The sequence below is a fragment of the Paenibacillus sp. NRS-1782 genome, from assembly GCF_050467685.1.
GTDB classification, from domain to species: Bacteria; Bacillota; Bacilli; order Paenibacillales; family Paenibacillaceae; genus Paenibacillus; species Paenibacillus terrae_A.
The window spans coordinates 50348-72208 of record NZ_JBITPH010000030.1 but is presented as its reverse complement, the minus strand read 5'-3'; the positions used below and the strand labels follow the sequence as shown (position 1 = coordinate 72208).

At 44.2% G+C, this 21861-nt stretch carries 17 protein-coding genes and 3 pseudogenes; 3 read left to right on the top strand and 17 right to left on the bottom strand.

The window, feature by feature from the left end:
• Positions 1–190 precede the first annotated feature (190 nt).
• The 9 genes and pseudogenes from ACIFQM_RS12550 to ACIFQM_RS12510 form a co-directional block, all read right to left on the bottom strand.
• The gene (locus ACIFQM_RS12550) at positions 191–448 is read right to left on the bottom strand and encodes a hypothetical protein (protein ID WP_430043372.1); all 258 of its coding nucleotides are present in this window, start codon (positions 446–448) and stop codon (positions 191–193) included.
• Positions 449–700: 252 nt separating this feature from the next.
• A complete protein-coding gene (locus tag ACIFQM_RS12545) occupies positions 701–1078 on the bottom strand; it encodes a type II toxin-antitoxin system death-on-curing family toxin (protein ID WP_430043374.1) in 378 nt (125 codons plus the stop codon).
• Positions 1075–1248, bottom strand: coding sequence for a DUF2281 domain-containing protein (locus ACIFQM_RS12540; RefSeq protein ID WP_430043376.1), 174 nt, complete (start codon positions 1246–1248; stop codon positions 1075–1077). The genes ACIFQM_RS12545 and ACIFQM_RS12540 overlap by 4 nt, the downstream gene beginning before the upstream one ends.
• Before the next feature lie 202 nt (positions 1249–1450).
• Positions 1451–2589 (bottom strand): annotated as a pseudogene (locus ACIFQM_RS12535) (tyrosine-type recombinase/integrase).
• A gap of 309 nt (positions 2590–2898) precedes the next feature.
• Positions 2899–3282, bottom strand: a complete 384-nt coding sequence (locus ACIFQM_RS12530; RefSeq protein ID WP_430043378.1) for an immunity 22 family protein — start codon at positions 3280–3282, stop codon at positions 2899–2901.
• Positions 3283–3441: 159 nt separating this feature from the next.
• Entirely contained in the window at positions 3442–5505 is a 2064-nt protein-coding gene (locus ACIFQM_RS12525; protein ID WP_430043379.1) for a methyl-accepting chemotaxis protein, read from the bottom strand.
• A 358-nt stretch (positions 5506–5863) separates the two neighbouring features.
• Positions 5864–6403: pseudogene (locus ACIFQM_RS12520) on the bottom strand (CueP family metal-binding protein).
• A 177-nt stretch (positions 6404–6580) separates the two neighbouring features.
• Complete coding sequence (locus ACIFQM_RS12515; protein WP_430043381.1) at positions 6581–6907, bottom strand: ADP-ribosylglycohydrolase family protein; 327 nt, start codon at positions 6905–6907, stop codon at positions 6581–6583.
• On the bottom strand, positions 6873–7031 hold the full coding sequence (locus ACIFQM_RS12510; protein ID WP_430043382.1) for an ADP-ribosylglycohydrolase family protein: 159 nt from the start codon (positions 7029–7031) through the stop codon (positions 6873–6875). The genes ACIFQM_RS12515 and ACIFQM_RS12510 overlap by 35 nt, the downstream gene beginning before the upstream one ends.
• 151 nt (positions 7032–7182) lie before the next feature.
• On the opposite strand from ACIFQM_RS12510, the gene ACIFQM_RS12505 reads away from it, so the two are divergent.
• On the top strand, positions 7183–7752 hold the full coding sequence (locus ACIFQM_RS12505; protein ID WP_430043385.1) for a DUF1697 domain-containing protein: 570 nt from the start codon (positions 7183–7185) through the stop codon (positions 7750–7752).
• 201 nt (positions 7753–7953) lie between these two features.
• Here the strand turns inward: ACIFQM_RS12505 and ACIFQM_RS12500 are convergent, their stop codons facing one another.
• Positions 7954–9699, bottom strand: a complete 1746-nt coding sequence (locus ACIFQM_RS12500; RefSeq protein ID WP_430043387.1) for a methyl-accepting chemotaxis protein — start codon at positions 9697–9699, stop codon at positions 7954–7956.
• Positions 9700–10046: 347 nt separating this feature from the next.
• Here ACIFQM_RS12500 and ACIFQM_RS12495 point away from each other — a divergent pair, with 347 nt between their 5' ends.
• Positions 10047–10625, top strand: coding sequence for an RBBP9/YdeN family alpha/beta hydrolase (locus ACIFQM_RS12495; RefSeq protein WP_430043389.1), 579 nt, complete (start codon positions 10047–10049; stop codon positions 10623–10625).
• 64 nt (positions 10626–10689) lie between these two features.
• Here ACIFQM_RS12495 and ACIFQM_RS12490 read toward each other — a convergent pair.
• Positions 10690–10941 (bottom strand): annotated as a pseudogene (locus ACIFQM_RS12490) (polyprenyl synthetase family protein); the annotation flags it as partial.
• 390 nt (positions 10942–11331) lie between these two features.
• Between ACIFQM_RS12490 and ACIFQM_RS12485 the strand changes: the two are divergent.
• Entirely contained in the window at positions 11332–13056 is a 1725-nt protein-coding gene (locus tag ACIFQM_RS12485; RefSeq protein WP_430048229.1) for a helix-turn-helix domain-containing protein, read from the top strand.
• A gap of 303 nt (positions 13057–13359) precedes the next feature.
• On the opposite strand, the gene ACIFQM_RS12480 is transcribed toward ACIFQM_RS12485, so the two are convergent.
• The 6 genes from ACIFQM_RS12480 to ACIFQM_RS12455 all read right to left on the bottom strand — a co-directional run bounded on the left by ACIFQM_RS12480 (position 13360) and on the right by ACIFQM_RS12455 (position 21822).
• Positions 13360–14367 (bottom strand): phosphotransferase, encoded by a 1008-nt coding sequence (locus ACIFQM_RS12480; RefSeq protein WP_430043392.1) that lies wholly within the window; start codon positions 14365–14367, stop codon positions 13360–13362.
• Positions 14368–14494: 127 nt separating this feature from the next.
• Complete coding sequence (locus ACIFQM_RS12475; RefSeq protein ID WP_430043394.1) at positions 14495–15493, bottom strand: AraC family transcriptional regulator; 999 nt, start codon at positions 15491–15493, stop codon at positions 14495–14497.
• Between the two features lie 86 nt (positions 15494–15579).
• On the bottom strand, positions 15580–16776 hold the full coding sequence (locus ACIFQM_RS12470) for an MFS transporter (RefSeq protein ID WP_430043396.1): 1197 nt from the start codon (positions 16774–16776) through the stop codon (positions 15580–15582).
• Positions 16777–16804: 28 nt separating this feature from the next.
• Positions 16805–19582 (bottom strand): family 78 glycoside hydrolase catalytic domain, encoded by a 2778-nt coding sequence (locus ACIFQM_RS12465; protein ID WP_430048195.1) that lies wholly within the window; start codon positions 19580–19582, stop codon positions 16805–16807.
• A 265-nt stretch (positions 19583–19847) separates the two neighbouring features.
• The gene (locus ACIFQM_RS12460) at positions 19848–20849 is read right to left on the bottom strand and encodes an ABC transporter ATP-binding protein (protein WP_430048193.1); all 1002 of its coding nucleotides are present in this window, start codon (positions 20847–20849) and stop codon (positions 19848–19850) included.
• Complete coding sequence (locus ACIFQM_RS12455) at positions 20833–21822, bottom strand: ABC transporter ATP-binding protein (protein ID WP_430043401.1); 990 nt, start codon at positions 21820–21822, stop codon at positions 20833–20835. Before ACIFQM_RS12455 ends, ACIFQM_RS12460 begins: the two co-directional genes overlap by 17 nt.
• Between the last annotated feature and the right edge of the window lie 39 nt (positions 21823–21861).

The following is a 21861-nucleotide window of genomic DNA, read 5'->3' as shown; positions in this document are numbered from 1 at the left end:
CACTTCATATTACAATCCGTCTTTTTTAAAATTCACTTACGTAATTCTAATGTTTTCAAGTCAATTATAAAATTTTGTTGTTTCAGAATATCCAATCCAAGGAGTCCTTTATGATCTTTAGGCAATATGCCTACATCTATTTCTATATTTTGAATGCTGTTTGTACCTATTTCAATCCTGTCCGTCATAGTTAATTTTCATTCGTATTACGTCTCACTCTCATTAAGGGATCTCTGCGGAGGTGGATCACAAAGTCTTGATTTGATGTATGGTATACTATGTTCCCAGGCTTTACTTGAAAAAACTCTTTATTCGCATCTTGCTCTGATATTGTGCGAATCGGTGCAACTTCATCTACTATTTTTTTGTTATCTTCCTCATGATAATTAAGTATAGAAACCAGAACAAATTGGTCAGGGAACAGTTCTTTAACTTCTTGCCATTTCATGTGTTTACCTCCTACAAATTTGTCCTAATTCTTCTTTTTATCATTTTAACATATGCCGCCGATTTCCTATAACGTTCCCGTATTCACGACGTCCGACGAAGTCGGATGAGTCTGGCTGCTCTCGCTTCCCTGAAATTCCTCGGCCAAACCAAGGGCATAGCCCGATGCGTGAATATTATGTTAGATGATGTATCGGCCTTCTTTGAGTTGCCTACAAATATCCTCTATTAAACAAAGAACATCAAGCACTTTCTATACTCGATGTTCTTCTATCCATTGTTCAATATTCTCTTCTTTAATTGTTCCTTCTGCCGTTTTTAATCCTAATTCAATTAGTTCTTTCTGTTCATATTTTATTGACAATCCATTTAAACGTAATAAAAATAAAATTGTCGCTACACCTATACGTTTATTCCCGTCAATAAATCCATGATTCTTTATTAACGCGTATCCTATTACAGATATTTTCCTTATCGTACCTTCGTAAAGCTCCTGTCCATCGAAGGTTGCTTCTGCTTTTCGTAATGCACTTTCAATCATTCCATGATCCCTAACCCCGACCGAACCACCTGTTGCCTTTACAATCTTAGTATGGAATTGAATAATTTGTTCTAAACTGATATTCTTCATTTGGCTAATTCCCTAAGTGCTTCAGCGTTTTCATTTATAATATCGTCCATTAGTGACTCCATTTGCTGATTACTTCGGTTCTTTAGAAATTCGATAAAATCAATCACTTCAAGCTTCTTATCTTCTGGTAATGTTAAAAAGTCTTCAATTAGTTTTTCTTCAATTCTCATTACACATACCTCCTGCACTTCTTTGTTTTCATTATACACCAAAGCATGATGGGACTTAACATTCGCCTTTAATGTTTTTATGGGGTTGCCGATATTTCACCTAACATCTTATTTACGAACTTCCGAAAGAATGCTCTCTTCGTCATATTCACGAACTTCGTGAATCCTGCACTTTGCTCCTTATTCCCGCACTCTCTGCGTTTCAATCCTCCAACCCGCCCATCCGATCCAACGGACTTTGAATCCGCCCAATGTCCCGCCTGCTCACATGTGTATAGCGCTCCGTTGTTCGCACACTCTGATGCCCCAGCAGTTCCTGAATATAGCTAAGATCAATCCCATTCTCCAGCAAGTGGGTCGCAAAGGAATGCCTTAGGGAATGGATACTTACCTGTTTGCGAATGTCCGCTTCAGCCAGCGCTTTTTCAAACACTTTCTGCGCTGAACGTTCCGTCAGGTGGCCGCCTTCCCTCTGCCCTGGAAACAGCCAGTCTTCTGGCCGCTCCCCCCTATGTACTCCTCGACCACCGCAAAAGCCGCTTCGGAGAGCAGCGTTTGCCGATCCTTCCTGCCCTTTCCCTGACGGACTTTCAGCACTTTCCGTTCATGGTCGCAGTCTTCAGGACGCAACCTCACCACTTCGCTTACCCGCAGCCCGGATGTATACGTCAGGTACAGAATAGCCTTATGCTTTGGATTTTTCACTACTTTCAACAGACGCATGACCTCATTCAGGGACAGCACATCCGGTAGTTTACTCTCCTTTTTCGGACGAACATAGGCGGAGGATTTGGGCTGCTTTAGCACATGGCGAAAATAAAATTTCAACGCACTGATCGCTTGGTTAACATAAGCGTGCGAAAGACCTTTTTCGAGCAGCACCAGCGCATATTTTTGCACCACCGCATCATTTATGCTTGCTTCGGCCCCTTGCAATCCGGCAAAAAAGCGTTCCGTTTGCGATATGTATGCTTTTATCGTCTTGCTGCTGTACCCCCTTGCTACCAATGCATCGCGCAATTCTTGCCGCTGATCCGGATTCCATTCACCTCGTTCCGAAGAAGAGGGAACCGCATTAGCCTGCGTGTCCCGTCTATCCAGCCATTCCCGGATGTACGGTAGTTCTTTATTCAAGCGCTCGTCGTACTCGAACTTACAACTCCGATACGCTTCCAACAGGCTTTCTACAGCCGAGATACTGTACGGAATCGCCCAGATTTTTTCGTCTGGAACCCATTTCCTGCCTGGTATGGATCGAATCCCTTCCCGCTCCTTGACTCCGTATCGCTCCAAGCGTACGCTGATCGTTTTTTCATCCCGATAAAGTAGGTTTATCTTCATCTCACTTGCCTCCTTAGTATATCAGCCGTTCAAAAAATTGGAAATCTAATTTTGCACAAAAAAAGGGACTTAAGATGGATATTCATCTTAAGTCCCTGATTCTTTCAGAGTAAATTATTGATCCATTAAGTCCAATTTACATTATCATAAAATGTCTTACCTTTATTTGTCCAGTTCCTCCGTCACATCATCCCATAGCACTGCCGCCACCTTCTCCAACAGATACTCCAGCTTCAGGTTCAGTAGCTATCCAATTGGAACTCGCTCTACTCCCCACATAAACAAAAGATGAGCCTGATTATTTGTTTCTCATTTGTTAATACAATAAGGATAAGCCGTTAAAAAGCGCATTTTGTCGCCATTTTTTTCAGATAAACCGCTTGTATTACAATCATATATAAAGAACAACGAATTATATTTGCCATCTATTTTACTCAAATCATGTAATAGTGGAGATAAAAAAGAATCAACATAGGAAACATCTTTTATACCATCATCTGCCCCATCCATCAGAAAGACTCCTTCAGCAAAATCTTCGTCAAAATCATCTATTTCATGATCATTCAAAAAACCGCTAAAAACATCTTCGTTCTCATCTTCCGGGTATTTGATCTCAACATATTCAAACAACTCATCTTCAGAGGCAAAGTGACCGTACCAAACGGACACGACATTTTTTTCAAAGCAATTCATATCTTCACCCCGCTAAAATTTCAGTTAACACGTATGGTCTATCTGTATCCCGCACCAGCTACCATGCCCTCTACCCCACAACAGCTGTTGAAGCTAAAAAGCCCGCACTGATCGCGGGCTTTGCTGTATATTTAGTCAAAATCATGCCTAGTAGCCTTGTTACTCGACCTTAAACTGGCTTAATTCGTCTCGTAGCTTATTGGACAATTGGCTTAACTGTTTGGATAGTTCAGCAACCTGCTCGATGCTATCCAATTGTTCCTGCGTGCTGGCGCTAACCTCTTCGGTTGAAGCGGAATTCTCCTCCGTGGTGGAAGAGATGATCTCCAGCGCCTGCAAAATCTCATCTTTGTGCTTGTGGACTTTGGAGGTGTTGTTGCTAATTTGGATCATTCGCAATTTCAAATCTTCCAAATCCTTGTTAATGCTAAAGAATACTTGCTTGGTGTTCTCCACCGATCTGGCATTTTCTTCAGCAATTTTCAGGCCGTGAACCGTATGCTCAACCGATACACTGGTTTTTTCTTCAATCACACGTACCTTCTTGTAGATTTCCTGTGTCGCCAGTGCAGTCTGCTCAGCCAGCTTGCGAACCTCCCCGGCAACAACAGCAAACCCTTTGCCCTGTTCTCCTGCACGTGCAGCTTCAATGGAAGCATTGAGCGCCAGCAGGTTGGTCTGCGTTGCAATTTGATTGACCGTGTCCACGAAGCTCGAAATCTCGTGACGGCTTAGATCAATCTCCTGAATAATAGACGACATCGCTTGTGTGGAATTGTGGTTCTCTTCCGCCCATTTGGATAACTGATCCACTACAGCAAGCCCCATTCCGCTTTGCTCGACAGAGACTTGCACCATCGTTTCGATGGCTTTGGCATCATTGGCAATTTCGTCAATTTGGCCGGACAATGCTCCGGTTTTTTGTAAAATATTCTCCGTTTCAACGGACTGGTAGTTCGTCGCATTGGCAATCTCATTAATTGCTGTCGCAGTATCGTTCATTGTTATTGCGGTTCTGGAAGAAATGGATTGCAGACCGTCAGAGGACTGATTCAAGACCTGAGCCGAGCTGCCCACCATTTGGAGCATCCCTTGAATTTTTTGAACCATGGTGTAAACGCCTTGAGAAATTTGCCCGATTTCGTTGTTGGAATGCGTATCAAACTGAACGGTTAAATCTCCATTTTCAATCAGCTTGATTTTTGCGAGCAGCTTCGGTATGGATCTCAACAGATAACGGAGCGTTATATAACAAATCACAACCAGCAGGATTGTGGCTGCGGCAAAACCGCCAATGGTAAGCCAGGTAAAGGCTTCTAATTCTGAGAGCGCCTCTCGTTGAGAAATAGTTAAGCCCACGGACCATCCGGTATCTTTACTGGTTGCATACCCGATATAACGACGTTCTCCATTGTCATTAATCAGCTGTACTCCGGACTCGCCGGCAATCATTTTCTTTCCGATCTCCCCAAGATCACCTGTGCTTTCGTTAATCTTTTCTTTCAACACTTTAGTCTGATCGGGGTGATACAAAATATCACCTGTTTTGGATGCAAGAATCGAATAACCTGTGCTTCCGAGCGAATAGCTTTGCATAAGGGCAGGGATGTCTTTGAAAGCAATATCAGCTGCTGCAAATCCAATTAATTGGTTACTGTTATCTTTGATCGGATAGAAAATACCCATGAGCACACTACCCGTAGCGACGTCAATATAGGGATCCGAGTAGTATAAACCGTTTGCTTCAACAGCTGGCTTGAAGAACGGGCGTTTTTGGATATCGTAATCCGGTTTGGAAGCAGCACCATCATTCTGAAAAAAGAAGCCTTTGCCAGATATTCCTGCAATCCAGGCGTCGGCAAAAGAGGGCTCTGCCTTTACAATGGCTGCCAGAGTCGCTTCTGTTTCCGCAGCATATGGAGAAGTTTTCACCATATCTCCCGATGTGGTTGTTTCTATGTACTGCTGAAAAAGGTTGTTCGTTGCCATTTGTTTGACAAGCGATCCCTTTTCCTTAAACAACGCATCGAATTGACTGACAACGGCCTGCGTCTTGGTCTGGAGCATGGCCTCTTGCTGCTTGATAAGTATGCTTTGCGTGCTTGCAAACATGAACGTCCCCAAGGTTGCAAAGACGACAACGATAATGACTAACAACACAATGGCTAATGTGTTCGCAATGCTGGATGATCTGAATACGCGCTTTTTAATATTTTGTGACATGCTGCCATCTCCCCGAGGAATATTGAGCGAAAAGCTCTTAGATAATATGTCGGAAGTTTGCAGTTGTTTGAATAGGTTTTTAGTATACACAATTTAAAGTTTTGAAAGCTGATCACCTTCGGCAATGTCCCTGCCCCAGACTCCAACGCGAATTAGACAGCACCAAACATTTGATTGCATACTCTTATTCTCAATTCTCTGTATGCGCCTTACCCTGCTAATCTCTGCACTCGCCATAACAACAGCGCAGAGAGCCTGCGTCGGACGCAGACTCTCTTATTAATGAATTATAAGAACACACGTTTTCACGTACTTAGAGCGATCCAGCGATCAATACGTAAACTTCCATCCTCAGACATTAACCCAACTGCATCGTTGTGATACAAGTATCATTGTTCTCATATGTAGAGAATTCAGTTTCTGCCCTTTTTCCTTCATGATTCACGCTAATCCGGTATGTTTTATCCCTAGGCAGCCATAGATCAATAAAACCATTGGATTGCGACTGCATGGCCGCATTCTCCATGATGACATTCCCCTCGGAGTCGTGGACCGTTACACTGAACTCTTCATCCTTCATTTCGCCTTGACAACCAGTCAGGCTATGGGTTGCACAAGGGTGGGTCTGTTCCATATATGGCGCTATCGAAACAAAAAACTCGTTATCAGGCAGATCGTAGGTCTTGATTATGGTACCATCCTCCGATACGCTCAACTGACTGGAAGTGATGGAAGCGGACTGAGCCGTTGCCTTTCTTGTACTAAAATCATGCACCAATTGCTTGATATTTTACACTCCTTGGGTGTCGGCTTCTTCTCGCTGGGCATTTCCTGCAATCAGATATGTCCCTATGGCAACCGCAACTAACCCCGTAGCTATCAAGGTTATTTTTTTCATCTTGAGTTCATCTCCTTGTCCCTTTTTTACTATTATAAAGGAGTGCACATCAGGATGGCAGGATGAAACCATTATGTCACCATATGCTCACATTCATCTCTGGTACAGGTCAAAAATTGAGCAATGCGCGGTTTTCTATCCCGAGCCGATGATGCCCAGCGGCTCATTTTTACTCAGTTATTGGTGATCTTCATTTAGGTTCTTTTCGGCCTTCTTCCATAAAGCCTCAGTAAGTTCATCAATCGTTTCCTTCATTGACAGCTTCTCACGCCAATGGCCTGGAATTCCACTGTGCCCGTAAAAAGCCCCGGCAATCTGCCCGTATACCGCTCCCGTTGTATCGGCATCATCCCCAAGGTTTACTGCCAGCAGTGCCCCATTTTCAAAGGAAGTTGAATGATGAAATGCCCACAACGCAGCCTCAAGGGAACGAATGACATAACCGGTTCCCTGTATTTCGGGCGGCTCCTTATGGCGGTAAGATCCCTGAATGTATCTCCGCATTTGGTCTGCCGATCAAATTCATCTTTCGCACCAGACTCTCTGCCAAACAGAGCGCCATGGATGTATCGTCCGTCCATTGTCCCGGCTTTAGTCCGAACACACCGCAGCCAGCCCGACTAGACATCCAAAAAAACGATCCTTAATAACTGATTGCTGGGACAGTCGGATTCCTGTATCCCCTGAGCTTGAGTATTTGTACAGCCATTTTGAAATGATCGATGCCAACCTATCCCTGTGTTAATAAAATCCTTTTGTACAAGAGAGGTGAGCCTTATATGATTTATATTGCATTGCTGCGGGGCATTAATGTGGGTGGCAACAACAAGATTAATATGAAAAAACTCAAGGAAACGTTTGAGAAGGCAGGCATGAGCCATGTGACGACTTACATCAACTCCGGAAACATCATTTTTTCCAGTGACGTTCAATCCAACGAGGAGCTGTCGCTCCAAGTGGAGCATGCGATTCTGGAGGATTTTAGCTTACCTATCCGGGTTATCGTTCGCAATATGGCGGAAATCCAGGCGATTATGAAGGCATTGCCGGAGGAATGGTCTAATGATACACAGATGAAAAGTGATGTATTGTTTCTTTGGAATGAAATTAACGATATTTCCGTTCTGGAGAAGCTTCCTTTGAAGCCGGGAATCGGCCATGTAATGTATACGTCTGGGGCCGTTCTGTTTTCTGTCAGCAGAGAACATATCACAACAAGCGGGATGACGAAACTGGCCGGCTCCAGTCTATATCAGCATATGACGGTGCGGAATGTGAACACGACCCGGCAGATTTATAAGCTGATGCAAACAGCTGAACAGGAAGAGCTACGTGCTTTAGACTCCTGATTGGAAGCCTCCTTCCTAAGCATTTTGTTTTCGTTTTTAGTAGACAAATCCGAGAACAACCGTAGAGGATAAAATCAAAAAGGGAGCCTTTTTGCGGCTCCCCAACTGCATTTTTTGGATGTATTGTTCCCACTAGACTCTGCCTATCGAGCTGATGAAGTCAACCCTTCATATGGAATACCACTCACCAGACTAGCTTCGTCAATTAGTAAAACCGTCGACCAGTTCATTCAATCGGGTGGCGCTTTCCTTCACCTGATCAGACTGTTGTGCCACTTCAAGAGACTTTTCCGTCGATGAAACCATGTTCTCAGCAATGTGCTGAGTAGATACGGCAGACTGTTCGCTGGCTGTTGCAATCTCGTGGATAGCTCTCACCATGGTTTGGATCGTTGCATTTACCTGCTTAGAGGTGGCGTTCAAATCATTAACTGTATTCGTATGCTCAACTACATCATTGTAATATTGTTCTGCCGTATCCTCAAGCAGCTGATAATCCTTGCCCACCTTGGCATGCAGGAAATCCAGTAATTCCTCGGCATTGGTCGTCAGATTGGCTACAGATTGTACAACCTCTTGAGTAACACTCTGAATTTGATCTACCGCCTGCTTGGACCCATCTGCCAACTTGCGAATCTCGTTAGCCACAACTGCAAACCCCCGACCTGACTCACCGGCTCGAGCCGCTTCAATAGATGCATTTAAAGCCAGCAAATTGGTTTGGGCCGTAATTTCCAGAATGGACTGGGAGAGTATACGAATTTGGTCTACCGCCTTGGCTTGTTCCAGCGCTTCCGTCATCTTTTCACTGGCCTTCCGGTAAATCTCTTTGGACGCTTTATTGGACTCACTCGCTTCATACTTCAACGCTTCGGCCTTTAGGCTTGTATCATAGGCAGACTGCGCTTTTTCTTGAGTTTTGAGCGAAATGTACTCTGCCGCCCGCTGCATTTCATCCGCAGAATGATTCATGTTTTCTGTATATGCCGAAGTCTCCTCCATCGCTGCTGATAGCTGTTCGACTGTAGCCGATACGTCTCTAATCCGCTCATTGAGATCGGTCATATTATGATTCGTCTGATCACTTAGCTGATTAATTTGGCGGGATTCATTGATAACCCCCGTAATAACCATTGAGGTTGAATCTGTCATTTGTTGAATGGCACGTGCAATGACAGCGATTTCGTTATTTCCCTTGAGCAGGGTTGGATCAAGTGCTGCCGTTAAATTGCCTTGGGTAATCTCTTCACAGTATTTCGTAATGGTGCTCATCCGAGAACGGATATTCCGAATGGCCGAAAAGGAGATCATACTAAGGACAGCAAGTACTAGGACCAGAATCGCAATCAGAATAATTGTGCGCATTTTAATCTCATTTTGCGTATTTTGATATAAGTTGGCCGATTGTTCATTGTTGTAATCAGAAATATCGGTCAGTATCTTAACAATTGCCGTACTGGATGTATTAATCCGGCCTCTCTCTTCCTTTTCATACGTTCCGGTATTTTTTTTGACTGCCATGATCTGCCCAATATTCTGATAATATGTGTCTATGCTGCTTCTTAGTTCCTCGTACAATTTCTGTTCCTTCGGGTCCAGATTCTTTTGCGAGAATTTACTTAAGCCTGATGTAACGCTGTCTTTTCCCTTCTGTACCTGCTTATATTGTTTATCTGTGTACTCTTCATTATCGAGTACTTTGGTGTAGTTGGCCCGCATGTTATAAAAATCACTTTTCACTTCCAGAATATTCGTTTGGTGTTGAAAGCGATCCATATACAAAATACCTTGGCCCTCTTTAGCTTGATACATGCCGAGAACCCCTACCAACGATACAATGAGCAAACCCACCAAGCTGATCATGATCATGGAGACCATCGTTGTCGTTACCTTTAAATCTCTAAATCCTTTTACTTTTTTAGTGCTGTCTGATAGTTTTGTTCTCATCAAAACTCCTCCAGTCGTCTATGTATAATAGATCACGTTGCTCCCATGGATACCCTCCCCCAAACCATACGAATGAAGAGATTACACCGTGATGATATATATATCGGCAGAAAGCGCTTATTTTCATAAGGGAAATACAGTACTGCTAAAATAAAGAATATTTTTCAAGGAAAGTGAGCTTGAGATTGATCCATCAGGATTTTGCAAAATCCTCAAATGTGACTATTCATTTTAGTTACTCATGTGCTTGGAGAATTTGCTAAACTAGAGGAGTGGTCTTCATACCAAAGTGGGACATATATCATCAACTAATCAAGAACTACTCAGGATAATAGGAGAGACGTAAAGTGACAAACCTACAAAATCAAAAACAAGTGTATATCATCCATGGGTATACGGCTTCGCCAGCCGATCATTGGTTTTCTTGGCTACAAGACAAGCTACAGGAAGATGGCGTTTCTGTAGATATATTGGATATGCCCAACTCACAAGCTCCCCAGCTTCATGAGTGGACCCAACATTTATTATCAAGTATTGAGGTTCAACATAAGGATACCTATTTTGTTGGCCATAGCTTGGGATGTGTTTCCATATTAAGATATTTGCAGCAAGTAAGTATTCCAGAGCAACTCGGTGGTCTTGTCTTCGTCTCCGGTTTTACCGATCCCGTGCCAACCCTGCCGTCATTAGATGAATTTACAAATGATAAGCTGGATTATAAGCAACTCATGGATTCAGTAAAGATGCGTGCAGTTATTGCTTCAAAGGATGACACGATTGTCCCCTTTGCATTCAGCAAGAAACTAGCGAATGACATCCAGGCGGATTTCCACGAAGTAGAACACGGAGGACACTTTTTAGAGCGTGACGGCTTTACTTCCTTACCCATTGCATATCAAGCTTTAATGGATATGATGAAGAGCTGAACCGCTACTTTACCCTAACGCAAAATACCCATCGCTTCTATTAAGCAATGGGATACAAACCTTTTTAACGGTCCCGGTTAACCATATAATTCATTAAATGCTTCAGAAAAGCGATGTTGCGGGGTACCTCTTTCAACGCTTCCATAGCAAGGCAGTAGTGCTCCCACATCTCTTTACTGGCACCTTCCTGACCCAGGATGGATACGAAATTCGAATTGTTGCTCTCAGAATCCTGGCCAACAGATGTTCCGAGTAAGAGCAGTTCTCCTTCCACATCAAGCAAATCATCTTTAATCTGAAAGGCAATCCCCGCGTGTGAAGGTCACTCATCAGGGACCTGAATCCCAAATAGATGGAACCTATGACTCAATCCGTGATAGGGGGATCAGTGCTTCACACTCTTTTGATTTCGAGTATTGGACTGATATTCATTCTCTGGAACAAAAGGGCAGCACGATAGATATTTATATGCCCTGGGAAGCTTAAGGCGATGTAACAAGGGCCGAATGCACCGCTATGCATGTGTTAACTTATATTATTTCGAGGTGTTTTTATGGAGTGGCTGGAAACGATCAGATTATGGAGCCAAACGCCGGTTAAGGTGCTGGACATTCGTCATTTTACGATGAAGCCTGGAGAGAGATTGAGTTCCTATTCCCTGCCTTCAAGCGGATTTCTATTCGCCAATCAAGGAGAAGCCAGATTGATGCTTGATGAAATCGAAACCTCAGCAGCCAAGTTTCAGGTTCTCCACGGCGGAAAAGGAGCAAGTCTGAATATCTGGTGCTTAAACCAGCCGTTTGAATACTACCTCATTTTATACAAACCCGTTCAAGAGCGAGCGGGCCAAAGCTCATTCGAACGAGAAGATCGGATGGCTCTATTTAGACAAAACTATGCGTTTCAGGCCCTCTATCCGCTCCCCCTGATATCGCTCGTCGAACAAATGAATCAGCAGTGGTCTAATAGAAATGAACTGGACAAATTGCAAGTGAATGGATTGTTCTATCAATTCGTGCATGAACACTTTCGTCAACTACAGATGAAGGAAATCAAAATATCCGAGCCGGATCTGGCTACACAAATAGCCCAATATATTCAAGAGCATTTTCAAAAACCAATCGCTATGGAGACGATGGCTAAACGGTTTCATTACAGTACCCACTACCTCGTAAAGGTGTTTAAGCGAAAATATGGATGCAGCCCTATCGAGTATGTCGTTCAGACCCGCATCAACAGGGCCAAATCCCTGTTAGCTGATACAGATGCTTCCATTCGGGAAGTTGCCGAAGACGTTGGATATACCAATTTTTATTACTTTAGTCGACTTTTCAAAAAGCAAACCGGCGAAACCCCAACACAATTTAAATTGCATAGCCTTGTTTCAAAAAGTTCAACAAATACAAATTTTACACTCAAATCCTTCATTGCTCCCCGATCAGGACAACGTTATATTGATAACAATGATAATCATTATCAACATGACGCTTGGAGAGTGAACGATATGAATGTTAGTTTTAAGCCTGCTTTTGCTGTTACCCTTTTGTTCAGCTTAACATTGCTTCTGGCAGCTTGCGGCGGTGCGAGTGACGTTGCGAAACCAATTGAAACAAGATCGTATACCGATGCACTTGGACGGCAAATGAAAATTCCTGTTCAACCCAAAAGGGCTGTTGTTATTACATACGGTGGTTATTTGCTTCCATTAGGCTTAAAACCGGTAGGTGTCAATCAGGAGATACTCGACCTTTATCCTGACAAGATGGCTGATGTCGCTAGCATAGGCAAAGGAACAGGTAATATCGAGGCCATTTCCGCATTGGAGCCGGATTTGATTATACTGTCGGATTTTCACGACAAAGCAACCTTTGAGCAGTACCAAAAAATTGCCCCAACTATTGCAGTAGCATGGGGTGGTGATCCAGACGTGGTGAATACACTACGGACGTTTGGCGACATTATGAACCGGAAAACAGAAGCAGAATCCTGGATTGCTAAGTTCGAGAAAAAATTACAGGGCATTCGGGAACAAACTCGCATCCCCATTAAAGCAGATACTACCGCAATCTCTTTCATTATTCACAAGGGAGAGGTACTGCTTGGAGGTGAGGGCGGTACGCTCGGAAAATTGATTTATCAGGATTTCGGTTTCCAGATGCCTGAGCAATTCAAACCCTACGCCGATGGTGGTACTGCTCTTTCCATGGAAGCTCTGGTCCATCGTCCGGCTGACTATTTCTTTACTCAAATGACAGATCAAGAGCTGAAACACATGAGGGAGCTGTTCAGCGAACCTGTGTATCAGACGATTCCTGCTGTAAAAAATAATCACATTATTAATGTTTCCCGTGATAAATGGAACTATGGTCCCTACCTAGTGGATGAGGCGGTCGATTCGTTGATTGAACAAATATCTCAAATTCAGCCATAGGGACATACGGCACCTTCATTGAGGTTTTTCAGGGGTAAAATGATTAAAATAGCGAGAAGCCCAAAAAAATCGGCATCTCGCTATTTGCTAATCATATAGTTCCCATGTTTCTGTAGATAGCTCAATGAAAGAATTTGCAGCACGCCCCGCCGTTAGAGTATTTCAAAAAATGGATATAGCTGTCCGGAAATTCACCCTGGGGAAAATTCCAGATGATTTATATAGGAGACCTGTATTTGATCCAAAATCACCCACTGATTCGGCTCGTCGTCTGCCAATCTCCTCCTCATCATGTGATAAAGTTCATTCATACGCCATTCCTGCGAGGATCAACTCCTCCTGAATCCAGCTACTTCGGGTAGACAGTTGCAGCAAGTCGGCAGCGATCTGCTTGATTTGCTCTTGTAACACATGTGGCTGATCCGTTCCTTCCAGAAAGCGGCTCAAAAAATGAAGAAATACATCTACCTTCCTGAGCTGCATCAATACAGGTAAAGCATCAATCTCGGTTTGGGACAGATGAACTCGGCGGCTGAAGCCCTGGCAAAAATCCCGAACTGCTCTCGTCTCCTCCGGTTGACCCAACAATCCTGATAAAATAACTGCTGGTTCCATGACCCGAACATCCAGCGTACAAAATTCAAAATCAAGCAGTGCAGCCACTTGGCTATGATCGGTATCCTTTACCAACAAATTGGAAGTATTCAAGTCCCCATGTACAAGCTGATGCGGCAATTCTTCCAATGCATGAAGCGAATCTGTAATCTCATCATATACTTTTCCTATCCAGCCCAGCTCGTCATGCAAAGCTTTTAGAGGCTCTGGCGGATGTAGGCCAATCTCTCGAACTATTTCCTGGTTGCACAATGGATAGGATTGCTGCAAGGCATAATAAGGTCGGTAGACTGGAGCCAGTTCAAGATTGAATGTCGCAAGTACAGCAGATAATTCACCTGTGACCTCGCCAAAAGAATAGGCAAAGCTTGATTCCTGCTCCAGTGGTGATTCGCCTTCTATGTAATCGAACAGACAGACATATTTGCCGCTTTCCTTCTCAAGCTGAGCGAGTGTCTCTCCCGTCACTGTTCGAATTGGCATCGGTACCCTGAATGATAGAGAATGCTTACTCAGTGCCTGCAAAACCGCATGCTCAAATTCAATTTTGTCCCTATCTCTGTGTGTATCGTAGACGCGCAGCACTCCGCTTCGCCTACCACCCTTAACAAAATACGTCGTATTATTCCAACCCCCGGTTCGTTTCTGCAACGTTCCGTTCCACTCCGGCCAGTGCCGTCTTAGTATCGCTTCCAAGGATGTATCCTCCTAGCCTTGCGCTTATGAATTTGCAGCTATTATAACAAATATAGACGCCCATTAGAATTGGACGTCTATTACATCATAAAACAGTCATAGCGGTTATATGATCCTTCTGCATCCTTCAATTTCTCAACTGCTTGTTTCGGATATTTTGCGGGGTAGCGCCATAAGCCATTTTAAATTTTTTATAGAAAAAACTCATGCTGTTATATCCAACTTGCTTAAATATCATTTCGAACGGCAGGTTGGTGTTCACTACCAGAGAATAGGCTGCATTGAGTTTAATGTTGGCAATAAGCTGAGTGTAAGTAAGACCAGTTACTTTTTTTAACTTATTACTTAAATACGTACGATTGTAATTAAAATGATTAGATAGCTGTTGCAGACTTAAATGCTGATAATGCTCTTCCATGTAATTCAGAATAGATGCAATATTATTTTCCTGCTGGTTTAAATGAATATTATGCTCGCTTTCCAATACACGGACCAATTCTCCAAAAATAATTTGCAAATAAGCCTTGACCAATTCCATCGAATCCTCTTGTCTGGAAAAATATTCAATCAAGATTCTACGTAGTATATATTGAAGATTTTCATTATATTGCGACTCGAAAATAATAAAGTGATTATGGTGCTGATGCTGGAGGACAGAGTTGGCGAGAAATTCGCCAATCAGACTTTTTTTCTTGGATAACCGTTGCAGGAACAGGGAAGAAATCGTTTCTCTTTGCAGCAAGATATTAATAAGGATATCGTCTTCTCCCAAAGGAGCGATACTGTGCGGCACATCCTTATCCAGAACACATACTTGGCCTTCACAAAGCTGAATTTCTTTGCCTGCTATGATTTGATTGCACTTACCTGAATAGACATAGTTTAATTCAATAAATTCATGCATATGCTCCAGCATCGGAGCAAATCTATTGTGCTTGCTAATATAAATATCATGTTCTCCAAAGAAAAACAAAGCGGGCATACGATACATGTTCTGATTGATATCATAGTATCGTTCGTCCTCCGATTCTTCGGAGAGATCATTAATAACCTGATGGTTTTGTTGTTGTAAAAGTTCAATTTCCGTTTTGGTTCTTAGCAACTGGTCCAACTCATGAAGGTTCATGATCACCGGCTCCTCCTTCACTATATGATGGAAAAACGGGCGGTTCTCCGCCCGTTGAAAAAACTGCCTGTACCTGATGACTCTCATTAACTGTGAACTGTCGCCTGAGCCTTACTGCCTTTTCCTCTAATAGCGATTCCCAGACAGATGAGTGCAGCAATCGTAAACACAATTGCAGAAACGAGGAAGGAAAATGAGGCGGTTTCATTTCCAAACAGCATGCCAACTAACTTGATGACATAAGGTGAAGCAAACGCTCCCAAATTGGAGCCTACCATTGCAATTGAAATGGAAATCGTCTCACTGCCTTTAGGCACAATTTTAGTTAGTATGGTAAAGATATAAGGAATAAATAGCGCAAAGCTAAAGCCAATGATAAGCATGGCAACGGTAACCATGGTAACATTCTGAGCAAACCACAGCATTACAAAACCTGTTGCTGTTAATAGACTGGAGATAAAGGGTGCGTAATTTCTAAACCATTTATATATTTTACCAAACAAGAAACCTGCAATCATAGTTGCCAAGGAAAACAGCGTTAACGCGGTTCCTAAAAAACCAGGATTAGGCATATTCTTTTCAGCAATCATAATACCTGTCTTGGTATACACAATCATGATAAAGGTCATAAACAGGAAGAGTACAGCTCCTAATCCAAGTACAGGTATGGATACTCCGCCGCTCTTGTGGCCCGTTCCTGTTGAACGCTCCGCTGTAGGCTCCACACGCTCTGGTTCGGGAATGATAAAAAAGAATAACAGCGCAACAGGAATGGTGATCGCATAGCATAAAAAGGCAAACTTCCAATCAATTAAGGCAAGCTGTCCTGCCACAAATGTAGCTAGGCTGCTTCCGAGCCCTTGAACGGCGCTTTGAAAGCCTACTAATTGGGCACGTTCGTCCCCTTCAAAAAAATCACTAATTAAGCTAACGGCCAGCGAATTGAACATCCCGAGACCTGCACCTAATACCAGCCGCAACGCGAGAATCCATGTAATGTTAGTCGTGAGCATAGGAAGGATTCCGCCGATGACCACGAGCAAAAGTCCTAGCATGACTGTATTTTTTTTGCCCAATCGGGAAGAGATCGGACCACTCAACAGCACAAACAGCATCATCGTGAAGGATGGAATCGTAACTACGCTTTCAATCAAGGAACTGGAAACCCCTGATAATTGATTCAGCATCATCGGTATGATAGCCGAAATGGCACTCGCTGATGTCAGGACTAACGAAATGGACAGCAACGCCGTTTTAAACAATACTTTGTTTTTGATATTCATCAAGTTACTCACCTCTAGTCTATGTTATTTAGCCTCTGGTTGCATGTGCAGGAACTTGGGTAGTCTGGCAGTATCTGTACTGGAAAACGTACTTCCCTGAACCGACCGTAAACGTAATTTCATGATCTCCGTTCCTTTGGAAAATCTCCTGTTCACCTGCAATCCCCATTCTCCCAGCCAGCTCCTGTGGTATATAAACAGGCGGATTCTGTATCGACGGATATTGCATGACAATAGTCTGCTGTAATGCATCCGGCTCCATAACTCCCGGAAGTGTAATCTCAGCCGTCGTATTATGCGGAACGCGAACCGTCATCTGCATTTCTTCATCCACGATTTCCCAATGAACTTCCAGCGCACCATATGGCGTTTCCAGTTTCCCGTGGGCCGAAGTAAGATTAGCAGGCGGTTTAGGAGCTATCCGTGATTTCTTATAACCCGCTTCAACCACATCTATTCCGGCAATATTTTGGTACATAAAATCTCCAACTGAGCCGTATGAATAGTGATTGAACGAGTTCATATCTGTACTCCAGAACGAGCCATCCACTTTGATGCTGTCCCAATGCTCCCACATGGTCGTTGCCCCCCGTTCAACCTGATAGAGCCATGAAGGATAATCATTTTGGAATAAAATCTTATAAGCTACATCCGTATAGCCATTGTCGGACAAAACCAGGCATAGATAAGGTGTACCCACAAAGCCGGTATCCAGATGCATATCATTTTTCTCAATAAGCCGTACGAGCTCCTGGATCACTTGCTTTTTATACTTGTCCGGCACCAATCCAAAGTGCAGAGCAACAATCTGTGCAGTCTGAGTATTGGAGGTCAGTTGACCAGCGTCATCGAAGTAGCGGTTTGTAAAAGCAGTTTGAATCCCCTCATGTAAGCTTTTATATGTGTTGTAATCGGTATAACGATTAAGCAGTTTGGCCGTCTGCGCCAAAATATGAGTCGAATAGGCAAAGTAAGCCGTTGCCACCAGCGTTCCGTCGGTCGCCCCAAAATAACTTCCTTCTTCACTATCCAGCGCCAGCCAGTCTCCAAGCTGCAAGCCGGTATCCCAAAGATATTCTTCGTTCCCCTGGGCGCGGATGTAATCCACCCATGCTTTCATACTGTCATACTGCTGAGCTAAAATTTGCTTATCCCCGTAGCATTGATACATGGTCCACGGACATATAACCGCCGCGTCTCCCCATGCTGCCGTCGTTTTGTCCATATTATCGGCAAAGGTTCCTTTGAGGACATCCGGCACTACAAAAGGCACTGCCCCATTCTCCAACTGGTTATAAGCCAAATCCTTCATCCACTTTCGGAAAAAGGAAACCGCATTCATATTGAAGCTGGCCGTTCTGGCAAAAATCTGTGCATCCCCGGTCCAGCCTAATCGCTCATCGCGCTGCGGACAATCGGTTGGCACATCCAGGAAGTTCCCCTTTTGCCCCCACACAATATTGTGCTGTAATTGATTGAGCTTCGGATCGGATGTCTCAAACACCCCGATATTCTCCATATCCGAATGCAGAACAACACCCGTAAAATCTTCAATTGTAACGTCATCCGGAAAGCCTTCAAGCTTCACATATTGAAAGCCTTGAAAAGTGAAATGTGGCCGAAATATCTCCTTCCCCTTCCCACTGCAAATGTACGTAATCTGCTGCGCTGCATCACGGATGTTATCCCTGTAAAAGTTCCCTTGCTGATCCAGCACTTCACCATGAACCAGCTTCAAAACCGTACCTTCAGGCGCTTCAACTTTAAATTCCAGCCAGCCTACCATATTTTGACCCAAGTTAAGCACAAGCTCACCTTTGGGGGTTCGAATAAGCTCAACTGGCTTCAATCGGTTCATCACACGGACGGGCTCATTCTCCTGAGCAACCAGATGGCTTAATGGGAACGGGACAACCTGCATCATTTTCCGTTCGGTTAAAGAGCTATGTTCGGGTGTCCGCTGCTCAAGTCTGGCATCATAGATTTCACCGTTATAAATATCCGACATTAAAATGGCACAGCTCGTTTCCTCCCAGGAAGAATCAGAGCAAATGACTTCGGAACGGCCATCTTCATAACTAATCTTCATTTGAAATAACAATGCATTCGTGTTCCCGTAGGTGTCCTTGCGCTTCTGCCAGCCCAAATAACCGCTATACCAGCCTTCTCCTACCGTTGCTGTGATTCGGTTATTTTGTTCTTGAATGGCCGAAGTCACGTCATACGCTTGCACCTGGACACGATCGTTATAATCCGTCCAGCCCGGGGTAAAGTAGGCATCTCCCACTCTTTGTCCATTTAACTCCAGTTCATACAGACCCAGACTTGTAGCATAAATGACTGCTTTTTTCACTTTTCCCTCAACTGAAAAACACTTGGAAGTGGCAAAAGGAGCGCGTGTCTGAAACTCTTCATTTATGCTCCGCTCCTTCACCGTGATCCATTGTGCTTTCCAGTCCTGCTCATGGAGCAACCCCATCTCCCAAAAGCCGAACTCACTCCATTCCGATTCTTCTGCTTCTGTGTCCCCTGCTCCCTGAGCCCATACTTTTACCCGATAATAATATCTTTGTCCTGATTCCAGTGGAGGGCCTTCATATGGAAACAGAATGGATTGATCCGAATAAGCAAAATGATTCCAGAGCAGCAGTTCAAAATTGGGATTTATGGATACCTGCAACTGGAACCTTTTTTGGGAAATATATATTTTGTCAGATTCGATCTGCCAGCTTAAGCGCGGCTTTAGACAGCCCAGCCCAACCGGATTATTTAAATGTTCGCATCTAAGCGCTTTCACTCTTAGCATTGTTATTTCCTCCCTGATGTCTTCTTTTGTAGTTCTATACTCAAATTAAAACGCTTCCATAGACTTTGCGCAATGTTGTATCCCTGCATGTTGTATGCTTGATTTACAGGTGTTGAAATTCAACCTCATATATTAAATCTTAAAATGGATCTATTAGAAAAATATGTACGTTTCAAAGCAGCACTCATGAAAAAAGCCTGAATCCGTTGGGTACGGAATTCAGGCTTTTTTTACTATAAAGTATATTTATTCTTTTTTAGCTAGATTACGCCTGTTCGACTATCGCTTGTTCCGGCGTGGAAGTCGGGTACAAGTGGCAGGCTACCTGCCGACCCGGTGCAACTTCAGCAAAGATTGGCTGTACTTTGCTGCAAATGTCCATGGCTGCCGGGCAGCGGTTGTGAAACGCGCAGCCGCTGGGCGGATTTTCCGGGCTCGGCACATCACCTTTGAGTACGATCCGGTCCCGCTCCGCTTCCGGATCAGCTACAGGTACCGCAGACATCAATGCCTTCGTATACGGATGCAGCGGCTCCTTGAACATTTCTTGGGTGGGAGCGAGTTCGACCAGCTTGCCCAGGTACATCACACCAACACGGTCGCTAATAAATTTGACGACCGACAGATCATGGGAAATGAACATATACGTCAGGTCGTACTGCTTTTGCAGGTCCTTCATCAGGTTGAGCACCTGCGCCTGAATGGACACATCGAGCGCTGAGACCGGCTCGTCACACACGATAAATTTAGGATTGAGCGCCAGTGCCCTTGCGATGCCGATCCGCTGACGTTGACCACCCGAAAACTCATGCGGGTAACGATGAGCGTGATAAGGGGACAACCCGACCACCTCGAGCAGGTTTTCTACACGCTCTTTGAGCTGTATTTTGCTCAACTTTTCATGGGTGATGAGCGGTTCTTCCAGCACCTGCTGTACTGTCCATCTGGGATCAAGTGAAGCAAACGGGTCCTGAAACACCATCTGCATATCCGTTCTGAATTTGCGTAGTTGCTCGTTATTTAGCTTCCGTATATCCGTACCGTTAAACAGAATCTCTCCATCGGTTGGTTCAATCAATCTGAGGATTGCTCGACCGGTTGTAGATTTTCCACAGCCGGATTCCCCCACGATTGCTAGGGTTTCACCCTGCTGTACAGTCAGGTTAATACCATCCACCGCTTTGACTGCTCCCACTTGTTTGGAAAAAAGTCCTTTTTTGATCGGATAGTGTTTTTTTAGATTACGTATTTCAAGCAGTGTACTCATGATATCCCTCCTGCTGTAGCAAGCAGCGGCTTTTGTGCCCGGGCTCCACTTCCATAAGCTCCGGGTCCTCTGCAAGGCAAATTTCCTTGGCAAACTGACAGCGTGGTGCAAAGCGGCAGCCTGCTGGCATATCGAGCGGATTGGGAACCTGGCCCGGAATGGAAGCCAAACGCTCCTGATCACTGTTTAATTGCGGCAATGAGGCTAACAGACTTTGTGTATATGGATGCTTGGGAGCTTTAAAAAGCGTTTTGACATCCGTTTCTTCCACCACCTGCCCGGCGTACATAATAACCACCCGATCACACATTTCAGCTACAACGCCAAGGTCATGGGTAATCATCAGAATGGAAGTTCCTTCGGACTTTTGCAGGTCACGCATCAAATCCAGAATTTGCGCCTGAATGGTCACGTCGAGTGCCGTGGTCGGCTCATCCGCGATCAGCAGCTTCGGATTGCAGACCATGGCCATTGCAATCATAACCCGCTGGCGCATCCCCCCCGAGAGCTCATGCGGATAAGAAACGGCTACTTTTTCCGGGCGTGGAATACCGACTTTTGTCAGCATCTCCACGGCCATGGCTTTGGCTTTATGTTTACTTACACCATGATGGTATCTGGCAGATTCAGCAATTTGTTTACCGATTTTGAACACGGGATTCAGCGAGGTCATAGGCTCCTGGAAAATCATAGCCATCTCATTGCCTCGAATGGAACGCATTTTCCGTTCTGAGTAATCCAGTATGTTTTCGCCATTAAACCGTACTTCACCAGCAGCTACTTTCCCAAGCCCTTTGGGGAGAAGCTGCATAATGGAAAGGGAAGTGATGCTTTTGCCACACCCGGATTCCCCAACAATCCCGAGTGTTTCCCCTTTGCCAACCGACAGATCAACGCCGTCCACTGCCCGGATCGTACCCGCCGCAGTCTTGAACTCTGTGCGGAGATTGGTTACTTCAAGCAACTGTGCCATGTCCTCTTCCCCCTCCTTGTCCATCATGAATCTTCACGT